This window comes from Rhodobacteraceae bacterium LMO-JJ12, assembly GCA_021555075.1.
In the GTDB taxonomy this organism is placed as follows: domain Bacteria; phylum Pseudomonadota; class Alphaproteobacteria; order Rhodobacterales; family Rhodobacteraceae; genus JAKGBX01.
Genome location: JAKGBX010000003.1, coordinates 93040 through 116394 on the forward strand (window position 1 = coordinate 93040; position 23355 = coordinate 116394).

The 23355-nt window shown below is 59.1% G+C and carries 26 protein-coding genes; 16 read left to right on the forward strand and 10 right to left on the reverse strand.

Annotated elements, in window-relative coordinates:
• Window positions 1-464: 464 nt before the first annotated feature.
• The 6 genes from LZG00_16705 to LZG00_16730 all read left to right on the forward strand — a co-directional run bounded on the left by LZG00_16705 (window position 465) and on the right by LZG00_16730 (window position 5832).
• Window positions 465-1025 (forward strand): F0F1 ATP synthase subunit delta, encoded by a 561-nt coding sequence (locus LZG00_16705; protein ID MCF3595634.1) that lies wholly within the window; start codon window positions 465-467, stop codon window positions 1023-1025.
• Window positions 1026-2564, forward strand: a complete 1539-nt coding sequence (gene atpA / locus LZG00_16710) for a F0F1 ATP synthase subunit alpha (protein ID MCF3595635.1) — start codon at window positions 1026-1028, stop codon at window positions 2562-2564. It begins immediately after the preceding gene.
• A 12-nt stretch (window positions 2565-2576) separates the two neighbouring features.
• Window positions 2577-3446 (forward strand): F0F1 ATP synthase subunit gamma, encoded by an 870-nt coding sequence (locus tag LZG00_16715; protein ID MCF3595636.1) that lies wholly within the window; start codon window positions 2577-2579, stop codon window positions 3444-3446.
• 20 nt (window positions 3447-3466) lie between these two features.
• The gene (gene atpD / locus LZG00_16720; GenBank protein ID MCF3595637.1) at window positions 3467-4891 is read left to right on the forward strand and encodes a F0F1 ATP synthase subunit beta; all 1425 of its coding nucleotides are present in this window, start codon (window positions 3467-3469) and stop codon (window positions 4889-4891) included.
• Between the two features lie 65 nt (window positions 4892-4956).
• Complete coding sequence (locus LZG00_16725) at window positions 4957-5352, forward strand: F0F1 ATP synthase subunit epsilon (GenBank protein ID MCF3595638.1); 396 nt, start codon at window positions 4957-4959, stop codon at window positions 5350-5352.
• A gap of 129 nt (window positions 5353-5481) precedes the next feature.
• Window positions 5482-5832, forward strand: coding sequence for an H-type lectin domain-containing protein (locus LZG00_16730; GenBank protein MCF3595639.1), 351 nt, complete (start codon window positions 5482-5484; stop codon window positions 5830-5832).
• 169 nt (window positions 5833-6001) lie between these two features.
• On the opposite strand, the gene LZG00_16735 is transcribed toward LZG00_16730, so the two are convergent.
• On the reverse strand, window positions 6002-7012 hold the full coding sequence (locus LZG00_16735) for a ribose-phosphate pyrophosphokinase (protein ID MCF3595640.1): 1011 nt from the start codon (window positions 7010-7012) through the stop codon (window positions 6002-6004).
• A gap of 131 nt (window positions 7013-7143) precedes the next feature.
• On the opposite strand from LZG00_16735, the gene LZG00_16740 reads away from it, so the two are divergent.
• Both LZG00_16740 and LZG00_16745 read left to right on the forward strand, forming a co-directional pair.
• Window positions 7144-7746, forward strand: a complete 603-nt coding sequence (locus LZG00_16740; GenBank protein MCF3595641.1) for a 2-hydroxychromene-2-carboxylate isomerase — start codon at window positions 7144-7146, stop codon at window positions 7744-7746.
• Window positions 7718-8566 (forward strand): alpha/beta hydrolase, encoded by an 849-nt coding sequence (locus LZG00_16745; GenBank protein ID MCF3595642.1) that lies wholly within the window; start codon window positions 7718-7720, stop codon window positions 8564-8566. Before LZG00_16740 ends, LZG00_16745 begins: the two co-directional genes overlap by 29 nt.
• Window positions 8567-8670: 104 nt before the next feature.
• Here LZG00_16745 and LZG00_16750 read toward each other — a convergent pair whose 3' ends face one another.
• From LZG00_16750 to LZG00_16780, 7 genes are all read right to left on the reverse strand, one after another.
• A complete protein-coding gene (locus LZG00_16750) occupies window positions 8671-9717 on the reverse strand; it encodes a low specificity L-threonine aldolase (GenBank protein ID MCF3595643.1) in 1047 nt (348 codons plus the stop codon).
• A gap of 57 nt (window positions 9718-9774) precedes the next feature.
• A complete protein-coding gene (locus LZG00_16755; protein MCF3595644.1) occupies window positions 9775-10245 on the reverse strand; it encodes a YcgN family cysteine cluster protein in 471 nt (156 codons plus the stop codon).
• Window positions 10242-11180, reverse strand: coding sequence for a bifunctional riboflavin kinase/FAD synthetase (locus LZG00_16760; GenBank protein ID MCF3595645.1), 939 nt, complete (start codon window positions 11178-11180; stop codon window positions 10242-10244). The genes LZG00_16755 and LZG00_16760 overlap by 4 nt, the downstream gene beginning before the upstream one ends.
• A gap of 82 nt (window positions 11181-11262) precedes the next feature.
• Window positions 11263-11706 (reverse strand): MaoC family dehydratase, encoded by a 444-nt coding sequence (locus LZG00_16765; GenBank protein ID MCF3595646.1) that lies wholly within the window; start codon window positions 11704-11706, stop codon window positions 11263-11265.
• Between the two features lie 103 nt (window positions 11707-11809).
• Window positions 11810-12685 carry a TIGR01459 family HAD-type hydrolase gene (locus LZG00_16770; protein ID MCF3595647.1) on the reverse strand — a complete coding sequence of 292 codons (876 nt, stop codon included), beginning with the start codon at window positions 12683-12685 and terminating at the stop codon, window positions 11810-11812.
• Between the two features lie 98 nt (window positions 12686-12783).
• The gene (locus tag LZG00_16775; GenBank protein ID MCF3595648.1) at window positions 12784-13482 is read right to left on the reverse strand and encodes an SGNH/GDSL hydrolase family protein; all 699 of its coding nucleotides are present in this window, start codon (window positions 13480-13482) and stop codon (window positions 12784-12786) included.
• A 126-nt stretch (window positions 13483-13608) separates the two neighbouring features.
• The gene (locus LZG00_16780) at window positions 13609-14529 is read right to left on the reverse strand and encodes a manganese-dependent inorganic pyrophosphatase (protein ID MCF3595649.1); all 921 of its coding nucleotides are present in this window, start codon (window positions 14527-14529) and stop codon (window positions 13609-13611) included.
• 300 nt (window positions 14530-14829) lie between these two features.
• Here LZG00_16780 and LZG00_16785 point away from each other — a divergent pair, with 300 nt between their 5' ends.
• Window positions 14830-15480 (forward strand): DUF2161 family putative PD-(D/E)XK-type phosphodiesterase, encoded by a 651-nt coding sequence (locus LZG00_16785; GenBank protein MCF3595650.1) that lies wholly within the window; start codon window positions 14830-14832, stop codon window positions 15478-15480.
• Between the two features lie 124 nt (window positions 15481-15604).
• Window positions 15605-16063, forward strand: a complete 459-nt coding sequence (locus tag LZG00_16790; protein ID MCF3595651.1) for a PACE efflux transporter — start codon at window positions 15605-15607, stop codon at window positions 16061-16063.
• A 10-nt stretch (window positions 16064-16073) separates the two neighbouring features.
• Here LZG00_16790 and LZG00_16795 read toward each other — a convergent pair whose 3' ends face one another.
• Window positions 16074-16955, reverse strand: a complete 882-nt coding sequence (locus tag LZG00_16795; GenBank protein MCF3595652.1) for an alpha/beta fold hydrolase — start codon at window positions 16953-16955, stop codon at window positions 16074-16076.
• Between the two features lie 117 nt (window positions 16956-17072).
• Entirely contained in the window at window positions 17073-18053 is a 981-nt protein-coding gene (locus LZG00_16800) for a TraB/GumN family protein (GenBank protein ID MCF3595653.1), read from the reverse strand.
• A 381-nt stretch (window positions 18054-18434) separates the two neighbouring features.
• Between LZG00_16800 and LZG00_16805 the strand changes: the two genes are divergently transcribed.
• From LZG00_16805 to LZG00_16830, 6 genes are all read left to right on the forward strand, one after another.
• Complete coding sequence (locus LZG00_16805) at window positions 18435-18722, forward strand: co-chaperone GroES (GenBank protein ID MCF3595654.1); 288 nt, start codon at window positions 18435-18437, stop codon at window positions 18720-18722.
• Between the two features lie 66 nt (window positions 18723-18788).
• Complete coding sequence (groL, locus tag LZG00_16810; protein ID MCF3595655.1) at window positions 18789-20441, forward strand: chaperonin GroEL; 1653 nt, start codon at window positions 18789-18791, stop codon at window positions 20439-20441.
• 206 nt (window positions 20442-20647) lie between these two features.
• Window positions 20648-21637, forward strand: coding sequence for an IS1595 family transposase (locus tag LZG00_16815; GenBank protein ID MCF3595656.1), 990 nt, complete (start codon window positions 20648-20650; stop codon window positions 21635-21637).
• A gap of 73 nt (window positions 21638-21710) precedes the next feature.
• A complete protein-coding gene (locus LZG00_16820) occupies window positions 21711-22049 on the forward strand; it encodes a VOC family protein (GenBank protein MCF3595657.1) in 339 nt (112 codons plus the stop codon).
• A gap of 167 nt (window positions 22050-22216) precedes the next feature.
• A complete protein-coding gene (locus LZG00_16825; GenBank protein ID MCF3595658.1) occupies window positions 22217-22693 on the forward strand; it encodes an N-acetyltransferase in 477 nt (158 codons plus the stop codon).
• A gap of 78 nt (window positions 22694-22771) precedes the next feature.
• The gene (locus LZG00_16830) at window positions 22772-23353 is read left to right on the forward strand and encodes a VOC family protein (protein ID MCF3595659.1); all 582 of its coding nucleotides are present in this window, start codon (window positions 22772-22774) and stop codon (window positions 23351-23353) included.
• Window positions 23354-23355: the final 2 nt, after the last annotated feature.

A 23355-nucleotide genomic window follows, 5' to 3' on the forward strand; every position in this document is an offset into this window, starting at 1 on the left:
ACGCGCAACGCACATTCGTCGAAGGGCAAGAAATAGGCTGCTACTGGTTGATGCGTGACGCCGGGTCCGAGGCCAGGTGAGCCGAATTATGCGCCGTCATGGGGGCTTTTGGCGGGGCCAGCCGGGGGTGTGTCAGTGTGATAGCGTTAACGGTTGACCCCGGGTTGGTGCGCAGGATTCGACAAAAAGCGCGTCGGGAGAGGGCTTTTTTGCAAAAAGGGCGGGCGCAAACGGTCGCACTTGGGCTAAGTTGTTGAAATATAACAATATACATCTTGGGCCTGATTCTTCATAGCAGGTTGCTTGGGCGCTGAGGCTCTGCTACACCCGCCTCGATTTTCGTCGCTTTGTGAATGCAAGGCTGCCTCACGCCCCCGGGCCGTCCCCTCCGGCACAAGCGGTTAACGCTTCTGCGCCGAGAGGGGTTTGCGACCACCCGGGCCAAAAAAATCGAAAGGGTGGACGTGTCCGAACCAGCTTCGATCTCCTCCGGCATTGCTGCGCGCTATGCCACCGCCGTGTTTGACCTGGCCAAGGAAGACAAGATCGTGAAGGCCCTTGAGGCCGATATCGACGCGCTTGACGGCGCCATGGCCGAGAGCGCGGATTTCAACGCTCTGATCCATTCGCCGGTCTATTCGCGAGCCGAACAGGCGACGGCCATCGCGGCCATTGCCAAAAAATTGGCGCTGTCGCCGATGATGGCCAATACTCTGGGCCTTATGGCGAGCAAGCGCCGCCTCTTTGTTCTGCCGCAACTGACCACCGCGCTGCGCGCGGCTGTTGCCGATGACAAGGGCGAGGTGACTGCCGAGGTCGTGAGTGCCAAGGCGCTGACCAAGGCGCAGAGCGACAAGCTTGCCAAATCGCTGAAAGCGAGTATTGGCAAGGATGTGAAAATTAAAGCGACCGTTGATGAAAGCCTCATCGGCGGTCTTGTTGTCAAAGTGGGTTCGAAGATGATCGACACGTCGATCCGTTCGCGCCTCAACTCTCTCCAGAACGCAATGAAAGAGGTCGGATAAATGGGTATCCAAGCAGCAGAAATTTCTGCGATCCTGAAGGACCAGATCAAGAACTTCGGTCAGGACGCCGAAGTCGCCGAAGTGGGCCGCGTGCTCAGCGTCGGGGACGGGATTGCCCGTGTGCATGGCCTCGACAACTGTCAGGCTGGTGAGATGGTCGAGTTCCCCGGCGGTATCCGCGGCATGGCGCTGAACCTCGAAGCCGACAACGTCGGCGTCGTGATCTTCGGCTCTGACCGGGACATCAAGGAAGGCGACACCGTCAAGCGCACCAAGTCCATCGTGGACGTGCCGATCGGTGACGAGCTGCTGGGTCGTGTTGTTGACGGGTTGGGTAACCCGATTGACGGCAAGGGCGCGATCAAAACCAAGAACCGCGGCATTGCCGACGTCAAGGCGCCGGGCATCATCCCGCGTAAATCGGTTCATGAGCCGATGGCGACTGGCCTCAAGGCCGTTGACTCGATGATCCCGATTGGCCGTGGCCAGCGTGAGTTGATCATTGGTGACCGTCAGACCGGTAAAACCGCTGTGGCGCTTGATACTATTCTGAACCAGAAGAATTACAACGACGCGGCGGGCGACGATGAGAGCAAGAAGCTCTATTGTGTCTATGTCGCGATTGGTCAGAAACGTTCGACCGTTGCGCAGTTGGTGAAGAAGCTGGAAGAAAGCGGCGCGATTGAGTATTCGATCGTCGTTGCGGCAACCGCGTCTGACCCGGCGCCGATGCAGTTCCTTGCGCCTTATGCCGCCACCGCGATGGCCGAGCATTTCCGCGACAATGGTCGCCATGCGCTGATCATCTATGATGACCTTTCTAAACAGGCCGTTTCGTATCGCCAGATGTCGCTTCTTCTGCGTCGTCCGCCGGGACGTGAAGCCTATCCGGGTGACGTTTTCTATCTCCACTCGCGCCTGCTGGAACGTTCGGCCAAGCTGAACGAAGACAACGGCTCGGGCTCGCTGACGGCTCTGCCGATCATTGAAACCCAGGGTGGCGACGTTTCGGCGTTTATTCCGACTAACGTGATTTCGATCACCGACGGTCAGATCTTCCTTGAAACCGAATTGTTCTATCAGGGCATCCGTCCTGCTGTGAACACCGGTCTGTCTGTTTCGCGGGTTGGCTCTTCGGCACAAACCAAGGCGATGTCGTCTGTTGCCGGTCCGGTTAAACTGTCGCTGGCTCAGTATCGTGAGATGGCTGCCTTCGCGCAGTTTGGTTCTGACCTTGACGCATCGACCCAGCAGTTGCTGGCGCGTGGTGCCCGTCTGACGGAACTGATGAAGCAGCCGCAGTATTCGCCGCTGACCAATGCCGAGATCGTCTGTGTCATCTATGCCGGCACCAACGGTTATCTCGACAAGCTGCCGGTGCGGGAAGTAAGCCGCTTTGAAGACGGGCTTTTGGCGCATCTGCGCAGCAAGCACAAAGATCTGCTGGACGATATCTCCCAGAACGACCGCAAGGTGAAAGACGAGCTGGCAGACAAGATCAAGGCCGCGCTGGACGAATTCGCCGCTGACTTCGCATAAGGGAGATAGGCAATGCCCAATCTCAAGGACCTTAAGACCAGGATCGAGTCGGTCAAATCGACCCGCAAGATCACCAAGGCCATGCAGATGGTCGCCGCGGCAAAGCTACGCCGCGCTCAGGAGGCGGCTGAGGAAAGCCGCCCCTATACCGAGCGTTTCGCAGCCGTCTTGACGGCTGTGGCCTCAAGCGCGGCCGGGTCGGACGACGCGCCGCTTCTGCTGAAGGGCACGGGGCAAGATCAGACCCACCTTCTGGTGGTGATGACGGCTGAACGTGGCTTGTGCGGTGGCTTCAACTCGTCGATCGTGAAACTGGCGAAAGCCAAGATCGAAGAGTTGCAGGCCAAGGGCAAGACCGTGAAAACTCTCACGGTTGGCAAAAAAGGGCGTGAACAGCTGAAGCGGGACTATTCGCATCTGTCTGTTGGTCATGTCGATCTGAGCGAAGTGAAGCGGCTTGGCTATGCCAACGCCAAGGATATCGCGAACGATCTTCTAGCGCGCTTTGACGTCGGCGAATTCGATGTAGCGACGATATTCTTCTCGCGCTTTGAATCGGTGATCAGCCAAGTGCCGACGGCACAGCAGATCATTCCGACGCCGATCCCGGAAGACGCGGGGGCAGGCACGGTTTATGATTACGAACCCGATCAGGACGAAATTCTGGCCGAGTTGCTTCCTGGAGGTGTCGCCACGGCGATTTTCAGCGGTCTGCTGGAAAACGGGGCAAGCGAGCAGGGTGCGCGGATGTCTGCAATGGACAACGCAACGCGCAACGCGGGTGAGATGATCGACAAGTTGACCATCCAGTACAACCGCTCGCGTCAGGCCGTGATCACCAACGAGCTGATTGAGATTATTTCGGGCGCTGAGGCGCTCTAAGAGACAACCGGAGACGAAACATGGCAAATGCAAAAGGCAAGGTCACACAGGTGATTGGGGCCGTTGTGGACGTTCACTTCGAAGATGAACTTCCTGCGATTCTTAACGCTCTTGAAACCGACAACAATGGCAACCGTCTGGTGCTTGAGGTTGCGCAGCACCTCGGGGAAAACACCGTGCGGACCGTTGCAATGGACGCGACCGAAGGTCTGGTTCGTGGCGCGGAAGTGACCGACATGGGCGAACCGATTTCGGTTCCCGTTGGCACGGCGACATTGGGGCGGATCATGAACGTGATCGGCGAACCTGTGGATGAAAAGGGACCGGTCAAATCCAAGACCCGCCGTTCCATCCACCAGGAAGCGCCGGCCTTTGAAGATCAGGCAACCGAGTCGGTTGTTCTCACCACTGGGATCAAGGTGATCGACCTTCTGGCACCTTATGCCAAGGGCGGTAAAATTGGCCTCTTCGGCGGTGCCGGTGTGGGCAAGACGGTTCTCATCATGGAACTGATCAACAACATCGCCAAGGTGCACTCGGGTGTGTCGGTGTTCGCCGGTGTCGGCGAGCGGACCCGTGAAGGCAATGACCTTTACCACGAGATGATTGAATCCGGCGTTATCGTTCCCGACGATCTGGAGAAATCGAAAATTGCACTGGTTTATGGTCAGATGAACGAGCCTCCGGGTGCGCGTATGCGGGTTGCTTTGTCCGGCCTGACGCTGGCCGAACAGTTCCGCGACGAAACCGGTGCGGACGTTCTGTTCTTCGTCGACAACATCTTCCGCTTTACCCAAGCCGGTTCGGAAGTTTCGGCCCTGCTGGGTCGTATTCCTTCGGCTGTGGGCTATCAGCCGACGCTGGCTACCGATATGGGCGCCATGCAGGAGCGGATCACTTCGACAAAATCGGGCTCGATTACTTCGGTGCAAGCCGTTTATGTGCCTGCGGATGACCTTACCGACCCCGCGCCGGCAACGTCGTTTGCGCACCTTGATGCGACCACGGTTCTTGACCGTGCCATCTCGGAATTGGGCATCTATCCGGCGGTTGATCCGCTGGCTTCGACCTCGCGCCTGCTTGACCCTGCTGTTGTGGGTGAAGAGCACTACAAAGTGGCGTCGGACGTTCAGGAAATCCTTCAGCGTTACAAATCGCTTCAGGATATCATTGCGATCCTCGGCATGGACGAATTGAGCGAAGAAGACAAACTGGCCGTGGCACGTGCCCGGAAAATCCAGCGTTTCCTGAGCCAGCCGTTCGACGTGGCCGAAGTGTTCACCGGTTCGCCGGGTGTGCAGGTTTCGCTGGAAGACACTATCGCTTCGTTCAAGGCGGTTGTTGCCGGTGAGTATGACCACCTGCCTGAAGGCGCGTTCTATATGGTTGGCGGTATTGACGAAGTGCTTGCCAAGGCCGAAAAACTGGCTGCCGCAGCCGCTTGATCTCGGCCTCTTGCCCGCTCTCATGCTTGAGGGCGGGTGCTTAGGCTCTCACAAAGGAGAGAAACATGGCTGATACGATGCAGTTCGATCTGGTGAGCCCAGAGCGGCTTCTTGCCTCGATGCAGGTGGCCGAAGTGCAGATTCCCGGCGCCGATGGCGACTTGACGGCGATGCCCGGCCACGCGCCGGTGATCACCACGTTGCGGCCCGGAATTTTGAAGGTCAACGGGCCGGAAGGCGCGAAGGATTATCTGGTCACCGGCGGTTTCGCGGAAGTGAACGCCGAGGGCACGTCGGTCCTGGCAGAGAAGGCGACGCCTGTGGCAGATGCCAAACGGGCCGATCTGGAACCGATGATCGAAGCGGCGCAGACGGCGGCTTCGGAAGCCACTGGCGCGGCGCGCGACGCGGCTGACAAGCAGCTGGCCGACCTTGAGGCGCTGCGTGAGGTGATCGCCTGAGGGTGATCTTCTGTATGATGGTATAAGAAGGCCCGGGCAGTTTATGCTGTGCGGGCCTTTTTCTTTTGCAATTTCGGGTGATTGCGGGAATTCTGGGGGCCGGACACCGGCACGGATATATATACACGCATGAAGAAATTTTCAGCTCAGACCATCGCGATTGCCCAAGGCAATGACGTGCTTTTCGAGGATTTCGAAGACGGTGGCGAAATGTGGACCGGCACCGGCCATCGGGAATGCCGCAAATGGGTTGCCTTCAAGGAGCCGTTTAGCGACTTGCCCGTGGTGCATTGTTCGATGACGTTGTGGGATGTAGACAGCGCCACCAACGTGCGCGCCGATATCGAGGCCGAGAATATCGGCACGGAAGGGTTTGACCTGGTATTTCGGACTTGGGGTGACACCAAGGTCGCGCGCGTGCGTATCGGCTGGATGGCGATTGGCGAGACAAAGGGCGAGGATGACTGGGAGCTTTATTGAGTCTGCCTCGCGGACCTTTGAGCCCTTCGTTTAACCGATCGGCCCAGTCGCGGCGTTTACGGGTTGAAATGATCTCTCACCGGTGTTTTTGCGAAACGACAGATCAAGTCGGCGTTGCAGTAGCCATGGTCGATGGGCAATGGCGTTCGATGAAACCCGCCAGTTCGCGTCAGAACATGCCCTCATAAATCGGTTCGAGCATTTCGGTATCAAACAGCGACGATACGGACGTGCCGTTCCAGATGTTGAGGATGGCTTGGGCAAACATCGGGGCGGTGGGCACAATTCGGATGTTGGGCGCTGCTTGTGCCGTATCGGTTGGTTTGATTGAATCGGTGATCACCAGTGATTTCATCACCGATTTGGTGATCCGGTCGACCGCAGGCCCCGACAAAACGCCATGGGTGATATAGGAGTGCACCTCTTTGGCGCCGTTTTCCATGATCACTTCGGCGGCCTTGCAGAGCGTGCCGGCGGTATCGCAGATGTCATCGACAATGATACAGCATTTGTCTTTCACGTCGCCGATGATGGTCATTTCGGCAATCTCGCCGGGTTTTTCGCGGCGTTTGTCGACGATGGCAAGCGGCGCGTTGATCCGCTTGGCCAACTCGCGGGCGCGTGCCACGCCGCCGACATCCGGCGAGATGATCATCACGTCGCTCATTTGTTCCTTGAACTGGTTCTTGATGTCGAGCGCAAAGAGGGGCGAAGCGTAGAGGTTATCGACCGGAATGTCGAAGAAGCCTTGAATCTGGGCGGCGTGTAGATCCATTGTCAGCACCCGTTCAATGCCGGAGCCAACGATCATGTTGGCCACCAGTTTGGCAGAAATTGGCGTGCGTGCTTTGGTGCGGCGATCCTGGCGGGCATAGCCGAAATAGGGGATCACGGCGGTGGTGCGGCGGGCCGAAGAGCGGCGCAGCGCATCGGCCATGATCAGAAGTTCCATCAGGTTGTCATTAGCCGGGTTCGATATCGGCTGAATAATGAACATGTCTTCGCCACGGACATTTTCAAAGACTTCGACGAAAATCTCGCCATCATTGAAACGTTCGACACGGGCGTCGACAAGCTGTGTGTTGATTCCGCGGTGAATCGACATGCGGCGCGCGATGGCCTTGGCGAGAGGCATGTTGGCGTTGCCAGAAATCAGCTTTGGTTCATTGGTTTGCGACATGATTTAGCGGGACCCCCGGAGATGTTCCATCATGCGCTGGTATGACAGAATCGTGACGTTGACACCGCTTAACATCTCTCTAGTTTCTGGCAAAGACATCGGGCCAAGGAATGCGCCCAAGGAGGCACTTTTTGCAACGTATTGACTATTATTTCTCGACGCTGAGCCCTTTTGCCTATCTTGCGGGGCAGCGGGCCGAGGAAATCGCGGCGCGCCACGGCGCAGAGCTTCGTTATAAACCTATGGACATAATGGCGCTTTTTGCGCGCACCGGGGGCACGGCGCCGGGTGATCGACACCCTTCGCGCATGGAGTATCGTGCGCAAGAGTTGCGCCGTCAGGCTAAGAACACGGGCCTGCCGCTGAACCCCAAGCCTGCTTTCTGGCCGACCAATCCGGCGCCGTCGTCTTATGCGATCATCGCCGCGCAGGATGCCGGGGGTGGTGATGTGGGCGCATTGGTGCAATCGGTGCTGAGGGCCTGTTTCGTCGAGGAAAAGGATATTGCCGATGAAGCGGTGGTGCAGGAATGCCTGCGCGCGGCGGGGTTTGATCCCGGTCTGACCATGAGCGGGATGCTGTCTGGGGCCGAAACCTATGCGCGCAATACCGATGCGGCTGTGGAGGCGGGGGTTTTTGGCTCGCCGTTCTATGTTTGCGAAGATGGCGAGAAGTTCTGGGGGCAGGACCGACTTGGCGATCTGGATGCGCATCTTGGCGGAGATACTGCCTGATATGCCCAAGGATTTGCGGGGTGGACACCCGACTTATTGGACCACGTTTGGCAACGGGGCGCGCAAGGCATTGCTGATCCATTGCTCGCTGGCACATTCCGGGGCGTGGAATGGTGTGGCGCGGCTGTTGGAAGAGCGCTTGCAAATGCGCGCGTTCGATTTGCCGGGACATGGACGAAGTGATGACTGGTCTGGCGAACGCGACATTCAGGAACAGTCGATGCAGATGGCTGTGGATGTGATTGGCGAAGACGGGCCAATGGACATTATAGGTCATTCCTTTGGTGCGACGGTGGCGCTTAGGCTGGCGGTTGAACATCCTGAGTTGGTGCGCAGCCTGGTAATGATTGAAAGCGTGTTCGTGGCGGCGGCACTGGCCGACCATCCCGAATTGCTGGAAGGACAACCGCCTTTGATGGGGGACTATCAGGACGCTGTGCGCCGGGACGACCATGCGGGGGCGGCAAAGGCGTTTATGAGCGAATGGGGAGACGGGCAGCCCTGGGACAGTTTGCCCGTCGAACAGCGCGCCTTTCTGACCGAGCGGATTCATCTGATCGAGGCCAATGATGCAACGGTCTTCAAGGACGAACCGGGTCTTTTGAAAAATCACATGATCGAGAAGGTCGCGGTGCCTGCACTATTGATCCGGGGGTCAGAGACATCATCCTTGGTTGAGCCGATCCATGCGGCCATTGCACGGCGGATGAAGAACGCGCGCAGTGTTGCGATTGAGGGGGCTGGGCATATGGCACCGATCAGCCACCCCAAGGTAGTGGCGACGCAGGTCAAGGCGTTCCTAGACGAGGTGCCGGAATAGGTTTTCCGGCGCGGGTTGAAGTGGGTGAGGACGGGAACGAGGGGCCAGCCCCTCGCGCTCCCCGGAATATTTCAGGCAAGATGAAGGGGTTGGGAGCGAAAGGTTCAGCCTTTGGCGAGTTTGATGAAGTGGTCGATATCATGCTCGCTGATCGACCAATCCGTGACCAGGCGGGCGGGCAGGGGCGCGTCTGGGGCGCCGTTTTCCATGTCCCCGGCCAGCACGTAATAGACGGCGCCACCGGCGTGCAGCCTTTGATGCATGGCGCGTGGCATGTGCAGGAAAATGATATTGGCCTGGGGTTCAAAATCAAACGTGACGCCGGGCAGGTCGCGAAGGCCCTCGGCAAGGCGGATGCAGGACGCGTTGGCGCGGCGTGCGTTGTCGAGCCAGAGATCCTCTGAGAGATAAGCCTCGACCTGGGTCGCGAGGAAGCGGTTTTTCGAGAAGAGATGTCCGCCGCGTTTGCGGCGCAACTCAAACTCCCAAGCGTGGGCAGGATCGAAGAATATCACCGCTTCGACCCCGAGGCAGCCATTCTTGGTGCCCCCGAACGAGAGTGCGTCAATGCCGAGTTTCCAGGTCATTTCGGCAGGCGTGCAGCCAAGTTCGACGAGGGCATTGGCAAAGCGCGCACCATCGAGATGGCATTTGAGGCCGAATTCATGGGCGGCGGTGGTGAGGGCAGAAAGCTCATCCAGGGTGTAGATTTGGCCGCGTTCGGTAACCTGGGTGATGGATACCGGGCCACGCTGGGGGCCGTGTAAGCCACGGGTTTCTTCGGCGGATATCGTGGCGCGCAGGGTTTCGGCGGTCATCTTGTCGTCGCGCCCGACGAGGGTGAGCTTGGCGCCGCCGGTGTAGAATTCGGGGGCGTTGCATTCATCTTCGTGGATATGCGCGGTGGGGGTGCAGAAGATCGTCTCCCACGGTTGCGTCAGCGTGGCCAACGCAAGCGAGTTGGCGGCGGTGCCAGTGGCGACGAGAAAGACCTCGGCCTGGGGGGCCTCGAAAAGCTGGCGCAGTTGGGTGCGCACGCGCTCCATGATCGGGTCGGCGCCATATCCCATGGCATAGCCCTCGTTGGCTTTGCTCAATGCTTCGATCACCCGGGGGTGGGCGGGGCCGGCGTTGTCGGACGCAAGATACATGGTAGGGGCCTTTCTGTCAGAAGGGGCGTGCGGGTCGGGCCATCTGGTTGGCGACGTTCAAATCGGTTCCTCGATGATGTGGTCTTCCCAGTCGTCTTCGTCGATGTCGAATTCCGAAACGGTGCGGTTCTGCATGGATACGCCTGCGTCGTGCACCGATTGGGCGCTGCCGGTGATCAGCGGGTGCCAATCGGGTAGGGGTTCGTTGGCCCAGAGGCGGCGATAGGCGCAGGTCTGGGGCAGCCAATAGGCGTGTTTGGCAATGGTCGTCGGATCGAGCGTGATACATTCGGGGACGAACTTGTGGCGGATCTCGTACTGTGCGCAACGACAGGTTTCATCGTTGAACAGACGACAGGCGACGCGGGTGAGGGCGACTTCGCCGCTGTCTTCCTCCTCAAGCTTGTTGAGGCAGCATTTGCCGCAACCGTCGCAGAGCGCCTCCCATTCCTTGCGCGTCATCCGGTCGAGCGGCTTGGTCTCCCAGAAACGCGGCGCGAGGCCGGATCTGTCGATCGGATCGCTCATAGTGCCGAGAGGATTTCGCGCGCGCGAGCGCAGTCGGCGTCCATCTGGACGATCAGGTCATCCAGGCTATCGAATTTCTCTTCCGGGCGCAGGTAGGCGACCAATCCCACGGACATTGCCGTGCCGTAAAGATCGCCGGAGAAATCAAACAGGTACGTTTCGAGGTTGGGCTTGTTTTCGCCAAACATCGGTCGCACGCCCATCGAGGCGGCGCCGTGATAGCTGCCCTTGTGGGGGCCTTCCAACACGTCGGCCAACACGGCGTAGACGCCGAATTTCGGCGGGTGCAACCCGTCGATGCTCATGTTGGCGGTGGGAAAGCCGAGCACGCGTCCGCGCTGATCGCCGCCAATCACGGAGGATTCGATGCGGTGCCAATGACCCAGCATTGCGGCAGCGTCACGCGGGCGCCCCTCGGTGAGGGCGTTGCGGATGGCGGTAGAGGAGACCTGGCCCTGAGCGCCGCTCAGCAATTCGGCGATGGAGACGCCGAAGCCCATTTCGGCACCAAAGTCTTGCAGATCGGCGGCGGACCCGGCGCGGCCCTTGCCAAAGCAGAAATCGGACCCGATGACGACATGGCGCAGACCAAGCCCATCGACAATGACATTGCGAGCAAATTCACGGGGTGTGAGGCCGGATAGCGCAGCGTTGAAGTTCAACTCGTAGAGACGCTCGACGCCGAGTTTTTCCAGCCGGTGCGCGCGCGCCTTTGCGCTCATCAGGCGAAATGGCGGGGCGGTGGGGGCGAAATACTGACGCGGGTGCGGCTCGAACGTCATGATTCCGAGGGGGGCGCCGATGCGCGCGCCTTCGCGACGCGCGATGTCGATGACCGACTGGTGGCCGAGATGCACACCGTCGAAATTACCGATGGCCGCAGCGGCGCCACGGTCTTCATCGTTCACGAAATGATAGTCGCGGATGATTTGCATTTCGCAGGGTTAACGCCCGATGCACGCGGGTGCAAGCCGTGACGTGGCACATGAGAGCTGCACTTTTTGCGCAGCGCGCGCGCTAGTCGAACTTGCCCGAAGGCGCCAGAACGGTGGCTTCGCCCACCAGCACCTTCTTGCCATCCACCATGCAGCGGCAGTCAAGCTGAACACGGCGCTTGGCGTGTTCGATGCCGATTACCTCGACCTCGGCCACCACGGTATCGCCGGGGCGCACGGGGGCGAGGAATTTGAGCGACTGTCCCATGTAGATCGTGCCGTGGCCGGGAAGTTGTTCGCCGATCACCGCGGAAATCAAGCCGGCGGTCAACATGCCATGGGCGATGCGACCCTCGAAGATGGTGTCGCGGGCATAATCATCATCAAGATGGACCGGGTTGTGGTCGGTGGACACCTTCGCGAACATCTCGATATCTTCGTCGGTGATCACTTTGCGCAGGTGGCGCACCATGCCCATCTCGATCTCTTCAATTGTGATGGTTCCGCGCGGCAGATTGTCCAACATTTCGCCCTCCTCGGGCAGTCATCAGGTAACTATCGGGCGTAAAATGGCCGTCATTCGCAACTTTATTACTTCGCAAGTGCAGAAAATCAAGCCCTAATTTATCTCAGCGCAACTGTCCGATGGCATAGGTGGGATTGATCATTTCCTTTTGAAGATAGGTGTTTAGCGCCGTTTCGTCAGGTTGCTGTGCGGTTTTGGTAATGCCGCGCGCAAGGCCGCCGGTGATGTAGAGGGAATCGATATCTTCGCCCTGTGCGCCCTGGATGTCGGTATGCAGGCCGTCGCCTATGGCCAGGATGCGCGAATCTGCGGGCAGCAGGCCAAGTTCGGACAGGCGGCGGCGGGCGAGATCGTAGATCGGCGGGTGGGGCTTGCCGAAATAGAGGCTTTCACCGCCCATTTCGGTATAAAGCCGGGCCAGAGCGCCGGCGCACCATTCGCGCACGTCGCCCCGATCGACCACGATATCGGGATTGGCGCAGAGCAGTTTCAGCCCCTTTTGCTTGGCATAAAGGAAGGCGGGGCGGTTCATCTCCGGGTCGGCTTGGGGGTCATCGGGGCCACAGCAAACGATGCCCTCGGCTTGATCCAGGGGCACGATTTCAATGCTGACGGGGTTTTCAACGACATGGATCGGTTCAAAGAACCCCTCGTCGCGTTCCCATTCGCCCATGAAATGCACCTTTTGCCCGACCACTCCACGAAACATAGCGGCGCGCGCGCTATCGCCCGAGGAGGCAATCGTGTCCCAACTGTCGCGGGCGACGCCGAAGCTGTCGAGCTGTGTCGCCACCCCGGCGCGGGGTTTGGGCGAGTTGGTGACCAACACCACCTTGCCGCCATTGGCGCGGTAGGTCTGCAATGCCGTGACCGCTTCAGGGAGCGCACGCACTCCGTCGTGCACACAGCCCCAGAGATCGATAAAAAGTGCGTCGTATTTGGTGGCGACTTCGGCGAGGTTTTCGATGATGCGGGTCATTTTCGCGCTCCTGCAGGTGATCTTTAGGATATGGCAGGGGGTGTTAAGAATTGCCAGAGTGAACGTGCGGGCGGGTTTTCGTCGCGCTGCGGCAGGCCTTAGAATTCGGCGGCGAGTAAATCGGCCCATTGGGCATAAGCGGCCTCGGACGGATGAAAGCCGTCCTCTGCGACGAAATGCGGCTCGTAGGGCAGGTTTAGGGGCAGGTGGCGGGTGTTGGGTTCGCAGGTGCAGAGTTTGGCCAGCGCAGCATCAAAACGGGCGGCGGTGCGGCCCAAAGTCCAGCGTAGGGGTTGCGGCAAGAGAGGGAAGTGGCGCATCGGAGGAACGCCCGAGGCGATGATGCGGGTGACGCCGAGTTTTTCGCGCAGATGGGTGTGGATCGCACGCCGGTCGGTGAGCCATCGCGAGAGTGGTGCCATGCCGGTAACATCGTTGACGCCGAGGACGACGATGGCTGCATCGAAAGACTGAACTTTCATATTTTCAAGGTGTTTTCGAGTGCTTGCCGAGGTGGCGCCGGTGCGTGCCTCGAGTTGCCAGTGGAGCGAAAAGCGCGGCGCGAGGGCGCGGACGAGTTGCCCTGAGATGGCGCGGGATTGGTGGGTGGCGCCGACGCCGGCGGCGGAACTGTCGCCAAGGATCAGAAGGCGCAGGGGGCGGCCGTTGCCGGTTTCGCCAGAGCGGGGGCCGGGCGGTTCGGGCAGGATCAGGGCTTTGCGTCGCACATGCAAAGCCTGCGCCAGAAGCAGGGGCGCAAGGGCGATCTTGGCAGAGGAGTCGAGCGAAATGGCCATCGGGGCAGAGTGCTGTTTTGGCAGGTGGGGTAAAGGGGTGACGTGGCTTTACCCGGCGTATCAAGATTGAAAAAAGGGCGCCCGAATGCGGGGCGCCCTTTGGGGTTTTCGAGAGCGTTCGAACGCTTAGACGGTGAGGTTCGGAATGATCTGTTTCTTGCGCGACATGATGCCCGGAAGAACGACGGTATCGCCCGTTGCATCGGCGTCAAAGCTCTTTTTTGCAAGGGTTTTGACGAGATCGTTTGGCACCAGAAGGGTGGCTTCCTCGTTGAGGATATCGACCACGAACAAGAGCACCTGATCAACACCATCTTCGGCGGCGACGGTGCTCATGGTGTCCATGATGCTGGCCTTGCGATCGAGGATGATTGCGGGGGCGGTTGTTTCCAGAACCGAAACGCGGAATTTGGTGGCGCCGACGGCGTATTCCTTGGAGTCCATGCGCAGCAGTTCGGCATCGGAAAAGGCCGACACATCGGATTTGGCGGCGAACATCTCGGCGGCGAATTCAGGGATCGAGATTTCCAGGTCGGCGGCCAGCATTTCGGCCACTTCGCGGTCGTGGTCGGTGGTGGTGGGCGAGCGGAATTCAAGCGTATCCGAGAGGATGCAGGTCAGCGCAGCGCCTTTGATGGCGTCGGGCATCTTGTTGAAATCACTTCCGATTTTATCAATCATGATGGTCGCGGTGCACGCCAGGGGGCGAATGGTGATGTCGATCGGGCCAGCGGTCTCCAAGCCGCCCACCAGCTTGTGGTGGTCGATGATTTCGATCACGTTTGCGGCGTTGATATTGGCCGGGAGCTCGGCGGGATTGTTGGTATCAACGACAACGCAGTCCTGACCGTCGGCCAGCTCGGAAATGATTTCGGGCTTGTCCAGCGCCCAGCGGGTGAGCATGAAGGCGGCCTCGGTATTGGGTTCTCCGAGGAGGACGGGTTTGGCTTCTATACCTTTGATTTCGTTGAGATACCAGGCCCAGATGATGGGTGAGCCGGTGCTGTCGGTATCGGGTGATTTGTGGCCGAAGACAAGGCAGGTCATGAGAGGTTTAATCCTTCGAAAAAATGGCGTTTGCGCGCCTTATAGGCGCGTAGAAACGGCTTGTCACGCGGCGGAAACTACAAAATTGCCGCAGCGCAGCATCTGTGTCCTTAACTCAACGGTAAGACAGATGAAGGCCTCTGTGGGGTGCAAAATCGGGGGGTGACTCGCGGCTGTTTTGTGTCTGCCGGGCGGCTGCCGTCTGACTCAGGCTGACTTGGCGCGAAAATGGTTAACGCTGCGGTCGGGGATGCGCCCGACAAGGGTTTTCGCAGCGCCAAATCCGGGTAGAGTGCGGCCATGAGCCGTATGAGCGAAACTGATCTCTATCCGCCGGTGAAAGCCTGGCTTGAAACGCTGGGCTATGTCGTCAAGGGCGAGGTCGGCGCAGCGGATGTTGTAGCGCTGCGCGGTGACGAAGAGCCGTTGATTGTCGAGTTGAAAACCGGCTTTTCGCTAACCCTGTTGCAGCAGGCGGTGGCGCGCCAAGCGGTGAGCGATACCGTCTATGTCGCCGTGCCGCGTTGGAAGGGCAAGTCGGGTTGGCGTGCTTTCAAGGGCAACGTGGGCCTGTGCAAGCGGCTTGGGGTTGGCGTTCTTTCGGTGCAGATGAAAACCGGGGAAGTGAAGGCGCATTGCGATCCGCTGCCGTTTCAGCCGCGCAAATCAAAGCGGCGCAAGGCGGCGTTGCTCAAGGAGTTCGCGGGCCGCGAGGGCGATCCGAACCTGGGCGGGATGAAGCGTGAAACGATTGTGACGGCGTATCGACAGGGCGCGCTGCGCTGTGCCGTGTATCTGGCCGAGCATGGCGCAAGCCGGGGCGCGGCGGTGGCCAAGGCGACGGGGGTGGCGCGGGCCACGACGATGATGCGCGACAATCACTATGGCTGGTTCGAGAAGGTGGAGAAGGGTGTTTACGCCCTGAGCCCGGCAGGGCGAGAGGCGGTTTGACGCGTCTTTGAAGCGGGTGGTTGAAACTTGCCATGAAGGTGCTATTTCTCAGGGCAAGTGAGGACGACCTCCCCCGATACGGGCCATGCATGCGGGACGACCCGACGATTTACAGGGGGCCGTCATGCGCACCAGAAAAGACCGAATTCGCCACGCCATTTCGTTTGAGATCATCGGGTTGATCATCATCATGCCCCTGGGCGCGTGGGTGTTTGAGACACCGATTGAGCATCTAGGGGTGGTGGCCATTGGCAGCGCGACGCTGGCAACTTTGTGGAATTATGCGTTCAACGTCTTGTTTGATCGCGCGATGCTGCGCTGGCGCGGGAGTGTGCGAAAGACGCTGGTGTTGCGGGTATTTCATGCGGCGTTGTTTGAGATCGGGCTGTTGCTTGTTCTGATGCCGTTCATCGCCTGGTATCTTCAGATTACGTGGTTTGCAGCCTTCGTGATGGATGTGTCCTTCGCGGTATTCTATTTCGTTTATGCGTTTGTCTATAACTGGGCGTATGACATGGTTTTCCCCGTGCCGACGCAGGCACGCGCCGAAGATGGCGCGCGCAGCGAAGGGCAGATGGGTTAACGCAGATGGGTTAACTCTGGCGGCGGATGAAATCGCTGACCAGCGAGATGATCTCGGGCGCGAGAAGCGGCGTGATGATGTGCCCCATGCCCTTGATCGCGTGATATTCGGAACCGGGGATATGGGCGGCGATTTCGGCGCCGTGTTCCTCGGGGATCAATGCGTCATCGACGCCGTGGATCACGAGGCAGGGGGTGGTGACGGCCCCGAGATCGGGGCGTCGGTCAGGCGACGCCATGGTGGCCAGAAGCTGTCGGTTGACGCCCGCCACATCCGAGCCGCGCGACCAGACGAGACGGGCAAGGCCACGGATATCTTTCTCGGGCATGGGGTAGGCGGGCGAGCCAAAAGCGGCATATTCCCCGACGAGGTTGTCTTGCGCCTGCTCCAGAGTTGCGGGGTAGGCGAGAAGGCTGGGCAGGAAGGCGGCGCGGTTGGCGCGCGCGATGAGCGGGCGGCAGGCGGTCATCACGATGGTGTCGGTAAGCAGGCGGTCGCCATGGTGGATGGCGAGGATCTGGGCGATGGCGCCGCCCATGGAAATGCCAAAGATATGGGCGCGCACGATCTCAAGCGCGTCCAGCAGGCCGATCACGTCATTCGCCATATCTTCGAGCGTATAGGCGGGGGCGATGTCTTGGCCGGACTCGATGCGGGTTTTGATCGCATCGGGGTCGTCGGGCACATCGGGTGCCGGGCAACGCTGGCTGAGGCCGACATCACGGTTATCAAAGGTGATGACGCGCAGCCCGGATTTGACGAGCCCCTGAATCAGGGTGCCGGGCCAGTGCACCAATTGCGTACCGAGGCCGCGGATCAGGATCAGCGCGGGATCGTCTGGATTGCCGTGGTCTTGAACTTCGAGGGTGATGCCGTTGGCCTGAATTTGCATGAGATTACCTTTTGGGGAGACGCCGCGATGGCGGGCAGGCCATCGGGAATATCGGGAAAACTGTGGAGGGGTCGAGGGACGCGACAACGGATTGCCATGCGCCTTGACCTTTTGGGGTCAATTGAGCGTAAGCCGCTGGATTGTAAAGCCATGCTCGGCCAGAAGATTCAAGAGGCCGTTATGTCCAGGCAGATGCCCGGCGCCGACGGCGATGAAGGCATGTGTGCCGGTCATTTCGGTGGTGACCGTTTCGACCCAGTTGCGGTTGCGACCGGTGAGCAGGGCTTGCTCAAAACGGTCGAAATCGCTTTCGGCCGATGGCCCGCCATGTTCGAGCGAAAGCATGCGGCCATATTCCCAAAGGAGCGCGACCTTGCCCTCTTGGTAGAGGGCGAGCAACGTGGCTTGGAGATCATCCGGGTCTTGCGGCAGATCAAGCGAGAGTTTGATCATTGCCACCTGCTCTGCTGGGCTGAAGCTGTCGAGCAATGTCATCAGGGTGGTGGCGTCTTCGATCGAGCGGGTATCGAGCCCTTCGGCATCGAGCAGGCGGGCGAGTTTTGCGTCGATGCCTTTGTCGCCCAATGCCTGGGCGCGCATCTGACAGGGGCTGGAGCCGAGCATCATGGCGAGGAAGATCGGTTTAAACTTGGCCGCCATGAAGGAGGGAATGCCAAGCGCAGCCGCGCGGGTAAGCAGGCGTTGCCAATCGGCCTCGTCCATTATTTCGGGGATCGTCGGGCCATCGGTGATGAACATGAGCGAGGGATCGCTCGTGCCGAGTTTCTCAAAGCGGTTGAGATCATCATGGTTCATTTCGAACCAGACGGTATCGGCGGCGCGGGCAAAGGGCAGCAGCGCGGCGATCTGCTGGTCGGTTTGGGCGTGTCGGAAATGGTAGGTGCCAAAGATGGTAAGCTCGGTTTCGCCCTTGGTGGCGCGCCAGAAGATGCCGGTGTGAAACGGGGTGTTTTCGGCCTTTTGTTCAAGCGCGCGGAGTTTGGTCGGCTCTAACGTGGTTAGCAGGTTGGTGCCGCCGCACTCAAACGCGTGCAGCGGAGCGGCCAGCAGGAGAAGAAGAAGCGTAAGGAAGCGCAAGGGCAGGTCTTTCGAATGAACGGTGTTGACGTATAGGTAGTGAGTTTCACGGGGCGGGCCAACGGATTTGTTGGCATGGCGCGTGGCGGGTGCGCTTTCGTGTCGCGGAAGAGGACGGAAGGTGACGTTTGCCCGGGTTTTGTCGTGCCTGAGCGGGCTATGTCAGGCAAATCCAGGGCCGTTCGTGCCGTGGCCGCGAAGTGCAGGAGCGAGGATTGTCCGGCAAGGACGAAAAACTTGCTGCACGACGCTTGACTCGCTCTGGTGTGGTCCTTAACTACACGCCGTTAGCACTCGTGACTGCTGAGTGCTAATGGCCGTGCCCGTGCTTTCAGGCGGGCAGGTCTTGGGAGAAACGATAGTCTCAGAGGAGCCATAAAAATGGCATTTACACCGCTTCATGACCGCGTGCTTATCCGCCGCGTGGAAGGCGACGAAAAAACCAAGGGTGGGCTGATCATTCCCGACAGCGCCAAGGAAAAACCCGCGGAAGGCGAAGTTATTGCTGTGGGCGCAGGCGCACGCGACGATGACGGCGACCGGGTAAAAATGGACGTCAAAGCTGGCGACCGGATTCTGTTCGGCAGATGGTCGGGCACGGAGATCACGATCGACGGCGAAGAGCTGCTGATCATGAAAGAATCCGACATCATGGGCATTATTGCCTGAGCTGCTGTGACGGTGGGCAAATCGCCCATCTTACGCATCTGAAATTTCAAGTTAGGAGCAAGAAAAATGGCTGCTAAGGACGTCAAATTCGACACCGATGCCCGCAACCGTATGCTGAAAGGCGTGAACATTCTCGCCGACGCGGTTAAAGTCACGCTGGGCCCCAAAGGCCGCAACGTGGTGATCGACAAATCCTTCGGTGCCCCGCGCATCACAAAAGACGGTGTTACTGTCGCCAAAGAGATCGAGCTTGAAGACAAGTTCGAGAACATGGGCGCACAAATGGTGAAAGAAGTCGCCAGCCGTACCAATGACGAAGCCGGCGACGGCACCACCACAGCAACCGTTCTGGCCCAGGCCATCGTGCGTGAAGGCCTCAAAGCCGTTGCTGCAGGCATGAACCCGATGGATCTCAAGCGTGGAATCGATCTGGCCACTTCGAAAGTTGTGGAAGGTATCAAAGCCGCCGCACGCGATGTGACCGACAGCGCCGAAGTTGCGCAGGTTGGCACCATCTCGGCCAACGGCGAAGCCGAAATCGGTCAGCAAATCGCAGACGCGATGCAAAAAGTTGGCAACGAAGGCGTGATCACCGTCGAAGAGAACAAGGGTCTGGAAACAGAAACCACTGTTGTCGAGGGCATGCAATTTGATCGCGGCTACCTGAGCCCGTATTTCGTCACCAACCCGGACAAGATGATTGCCGAGCTGGAAGACTGCATGGTGCTGCTGCACGAGAAGAAACTCTCGTCGCTGCAAGCCATGGTTCCGCTGCTTGAGTCGGTGATCCAGTCGCAAAAGCCGCTGCTGATCATTGCTGAAGACGTGGAAGGCGAAGCGCTTGCCACTCTCGTGGTTAACAAACTGCGTGGCGGTCTGAAAATCGCGGCTGTTAAAGCACCGGGCTTTGGCGATCGTCGTAAAGCCATGCTGCAAGATATCGCCATTTTGACCGGTGGTCAGGTGATCTCCGAAGACTTGGGCATGAAGCTTGAAAACGTGACCATGGACATGCTTGGCACTGCCAAGAAAATCCAGATCACCAAAGACGAAACCACAATCGTTGATGGCGCTGGCGAGAAGGCCGAGATCGAAGCACGTGTTGCCCAGATCCGCACCCAGATCGAAGAAACCACCTCCGATTACGACCGTGAGAAACTGCAAGAGCGCGTGGCCAAACTGGCCGGTGGTGTTGCTGTTATCAAGGTTGGCGGCATGACCGAAGTTGAAGTGAAAGAGCGCAAGGATCGTGTTGACGATGCTCTGAACGCGACTCGCGCTGCTGTTCAAGAAGGTGTTGTCGTCGGTGGTGGTGTTGCGCTGGTTCAGGCTGGCAAAGCTCTGAATGGTATGGAAGGTGCAAATTCCGACCAGACCAATGGTATCTCCATTGTTCGCAAGGCACTTGAAGCGCCGCTGCGTCAGATCGCCGAAAACGCCGGTGTTGATGGTGCTGTTGTTGCGGGCAAAGTCCGTGAGAGCGACGATGTGACCTTCGGCTTCAACGCGCAGACCGAAGAATATGGCGACATGTTCAAATTCGGCGTGATTGACCCTGCCAAAGTGGTTCGTACCGCTCTGGAAGATGCCGCTTCGATTGCTGGTCTGTTGATCACCACCGAAGCCATGGTTGCCGACAAGCCCGCCAAAGAAGGCGCAGGCGCAGGCGGCGGCATGCCCGACATGGGCGGCATGGGCGGCATGGGCGGCATGATGTAAGTCGAATTCGCTCTTGCGAATTCTGGCTTCCCGACCGGCGATTTTCTGAAAGAAAACCTGCCGAGAGGGATCACCGTCAGACAATAGAAGGGCGCTCCGGATTGGGGCGCCCTTTTTCTTTGGGGGTGTCCGCAAACCGTGTTGGCGTGTTTCTGGATTCCAGGAAAGAGCCAATATCCTCTTCTCTGACGCAGGGGACGCGGCACATGCAACATCGAGACTTCTCCCGGTTCTTGGCAAGACTGAGCGATCTGAGCCCAGTTCAGATTGAGGGCGCGCAGGCCAAGCTTATGGCTCTGCGACGACAGACGGCAGCGATCTCAGAGATCGAAGCGCGCACGACGAATGACGAGACATGCCCGTTCTGCGGCGGTGTCGATCGCCAGAGATGGGGTCGAACGCGGACCAAGGTCCAGCGCTATCGCTGCAAGGGATGTTTGAAAACCTATTCAGGGCGGACGGGATCAGTTATCGGCCGCATTCACCGCCCGGATCTCTTCATGGTCGTTCTTCAGGACATGCTTGGTAGCTCCGTGCCGCTGTCCGTGCGCAAGCTCGCACGTCGACTGGGGATCAATAAATATACGGTCTGGCGCTGGCGGATGTTGGTGTTCTCCATCATTCGCAGCAGCTCGCCCATGAGCTTCGCCGGCATTATCGAGGCCGACGAGACCTACCAGCGGGAGTCTCGGAAGGGATCGCGCGAATGGGTCCGCCACATCGCCGATCCCAAGAAAACTCCGCCCCCGCCGCGCCCGCGGTGGGAGGATTTCACAACGAAGGGACTGAAGATGATGCGGGGTCTCTCGAGGTGGCAGCTCCCCATTCTCACCGTAGTTGATCGTGGCGGATCTCATCTATTTCAGAGGCTGCCGGATCGTCGAGCCGCGACCATACAACTCGCGATGGCGCCTTTGATGCCGAGCGACGCAGTGCTCTGCTCGGACCGCGGCAATGGCTACGAGGACCTCGCCGCAGCGCACGGACTCGAGCATGTCGTAGTCGGCAGCAAGCCTGGAACGCGCGTGGCCTCGGGCTGCTATCACATTCAGAACGTGAATTCGCTCCACGCCTGCTACAAAAGGTTTATCAAGCCCTTCTGCGGGCCGGCCACGAAGAACCTCGACGGTTACATACGGTGGTTGGAAGTGCGAATAACGGGGGTGCAACCGGCGGAGCTTGTCCGCGCATCGTAAGCCTTCGATCCGAGCAATGTCTACTTCCGAGCCCAAAGTTGCTTTGGTAGCCTCATTGTGGGAAGCTCACTGCATGACGCTACTCAAGATCTACGCTCAATTGAATTGCACTGACATCCGGTCGAGTTCTGATTGGTATCAGGAGCTATTTGGTCGACGCAACGACGTCGACCCCATGGACGGCCTCAAGGAATGGCATCACGGACAGGATGCTGGCTTTCAGCTCGTTTCCAACCCTGATGAGGCAGGTCACGGTTCGATGACATTGATAGTGAGCGACCTTGCCGCCGAGCACGAGCGGCTGGTGAGAGCTGGTCTGAAAGTGGGTCAGATTGTTGTCGGTGATTTTGCGTTGTTCGCGCAATTGAGCGATCCGGACGGCAATACGGTGGTGTTGGCAGAGCTAAAGTAATAGCCAAATCAGGAAAGCCCGAATTTCGAGCCAACACGGTATGCGGACACCCCCTTTTCTTTATGTGAGATGTGTCGGGGTGGCGCTCTTACTTTACTTCGCATGGCTTGCCGGTTTGAAATGGCGCAGTGTCGCGTTGAGAGACACGGCCCAAAAGGAAAAACACAATGGATTTCATGCGCGAGATGCAACGCGGCGAGGAGGCGGCAGTCGAGGCTGTGCTGTGTGCCGCGTTTCCCGACGATAGCGAGGCGCGGTTGGTGCGCGCCCTTCGCAAGGCCGGGGACATCGCCGGGGAAAGCGTTGTTGCGCAGGATGGCGAGATCGTCGGCTACGTTGCGCTGTCGGCGTTTCAAAAGCCCAAGGGGTGGCTTTGTCTGGCGCCGGTGGCGGTGCATCCCGATCATCACGGGCGCGGAATCGGGCGCAGGATGTGTGGCATGGTGAGCGAATGGGCGCGCATTGCCGGGCAGCGCGTGGTCGTGTTGGGCGAGGTGGCGTTTTATGAGCGCGCCGGGTTTTCGCAGGCAAGGGCGGCGCGGCTGACCTCGCCTTATCCGGTCGAACATACGCTGTTGGCGGGGCCGGGCGAGGATGCGCCGGAGGGGGCGTTGATCTATCCGAAGGCATTTTCTGCGCTTTGATGCGCAGGATACGCGCGCCGGTGGGGGAGGACAGGGCGTGCGCCGGGGCTTATCTTGGGGCGGCAAAGGAGGTGCGATATGCAGAAACTTCAAGTTCAGGGCGTGCATCACATTACGCTGACCGGGGCAGACCGACAGACGTCGATTGATTTCTGGGAAGGTGTTTTGGGGATGCCGTTTGTTTTTGAACAGCCAAATCTGGACAATCCGGGCGAAGGGCATTTGTATTTCGATCCCGGCGACGGGCGGTTGATCACCGTCTTTACCGATGAGACACGCAAGGCGGACAAGCGACGCACGCCGACCGAGCCGGGCTGTGTGCATCATCTGGCGTTCAATGTGAGCCGGGCCGTGTTCTTGCAGGCGATTGAACGGTTGGAGGCGCGCGGGATCGGCCATTCGGGCGTGAAGGATCGCGGTTTTATGGATTCGATCTATTTCAAGGATCCATTAGGGTTGCTTATTGAATTGGCCTGCTACCGGTTTGAGCCACCTGCGGGGTGCAGCCACGCCGATGTATTGATGGCGGCGCATAAACTGCGCGAGGCGCGGGGTGACGAGGCAATTGATGCCGTGCATTTGGCCGATGCGATTGAAGCGTTGGTGGCGCGCACGCAAGCGAGCTTGTCGAATGACCGCAGCGCGAAAGACCCATATTAAAT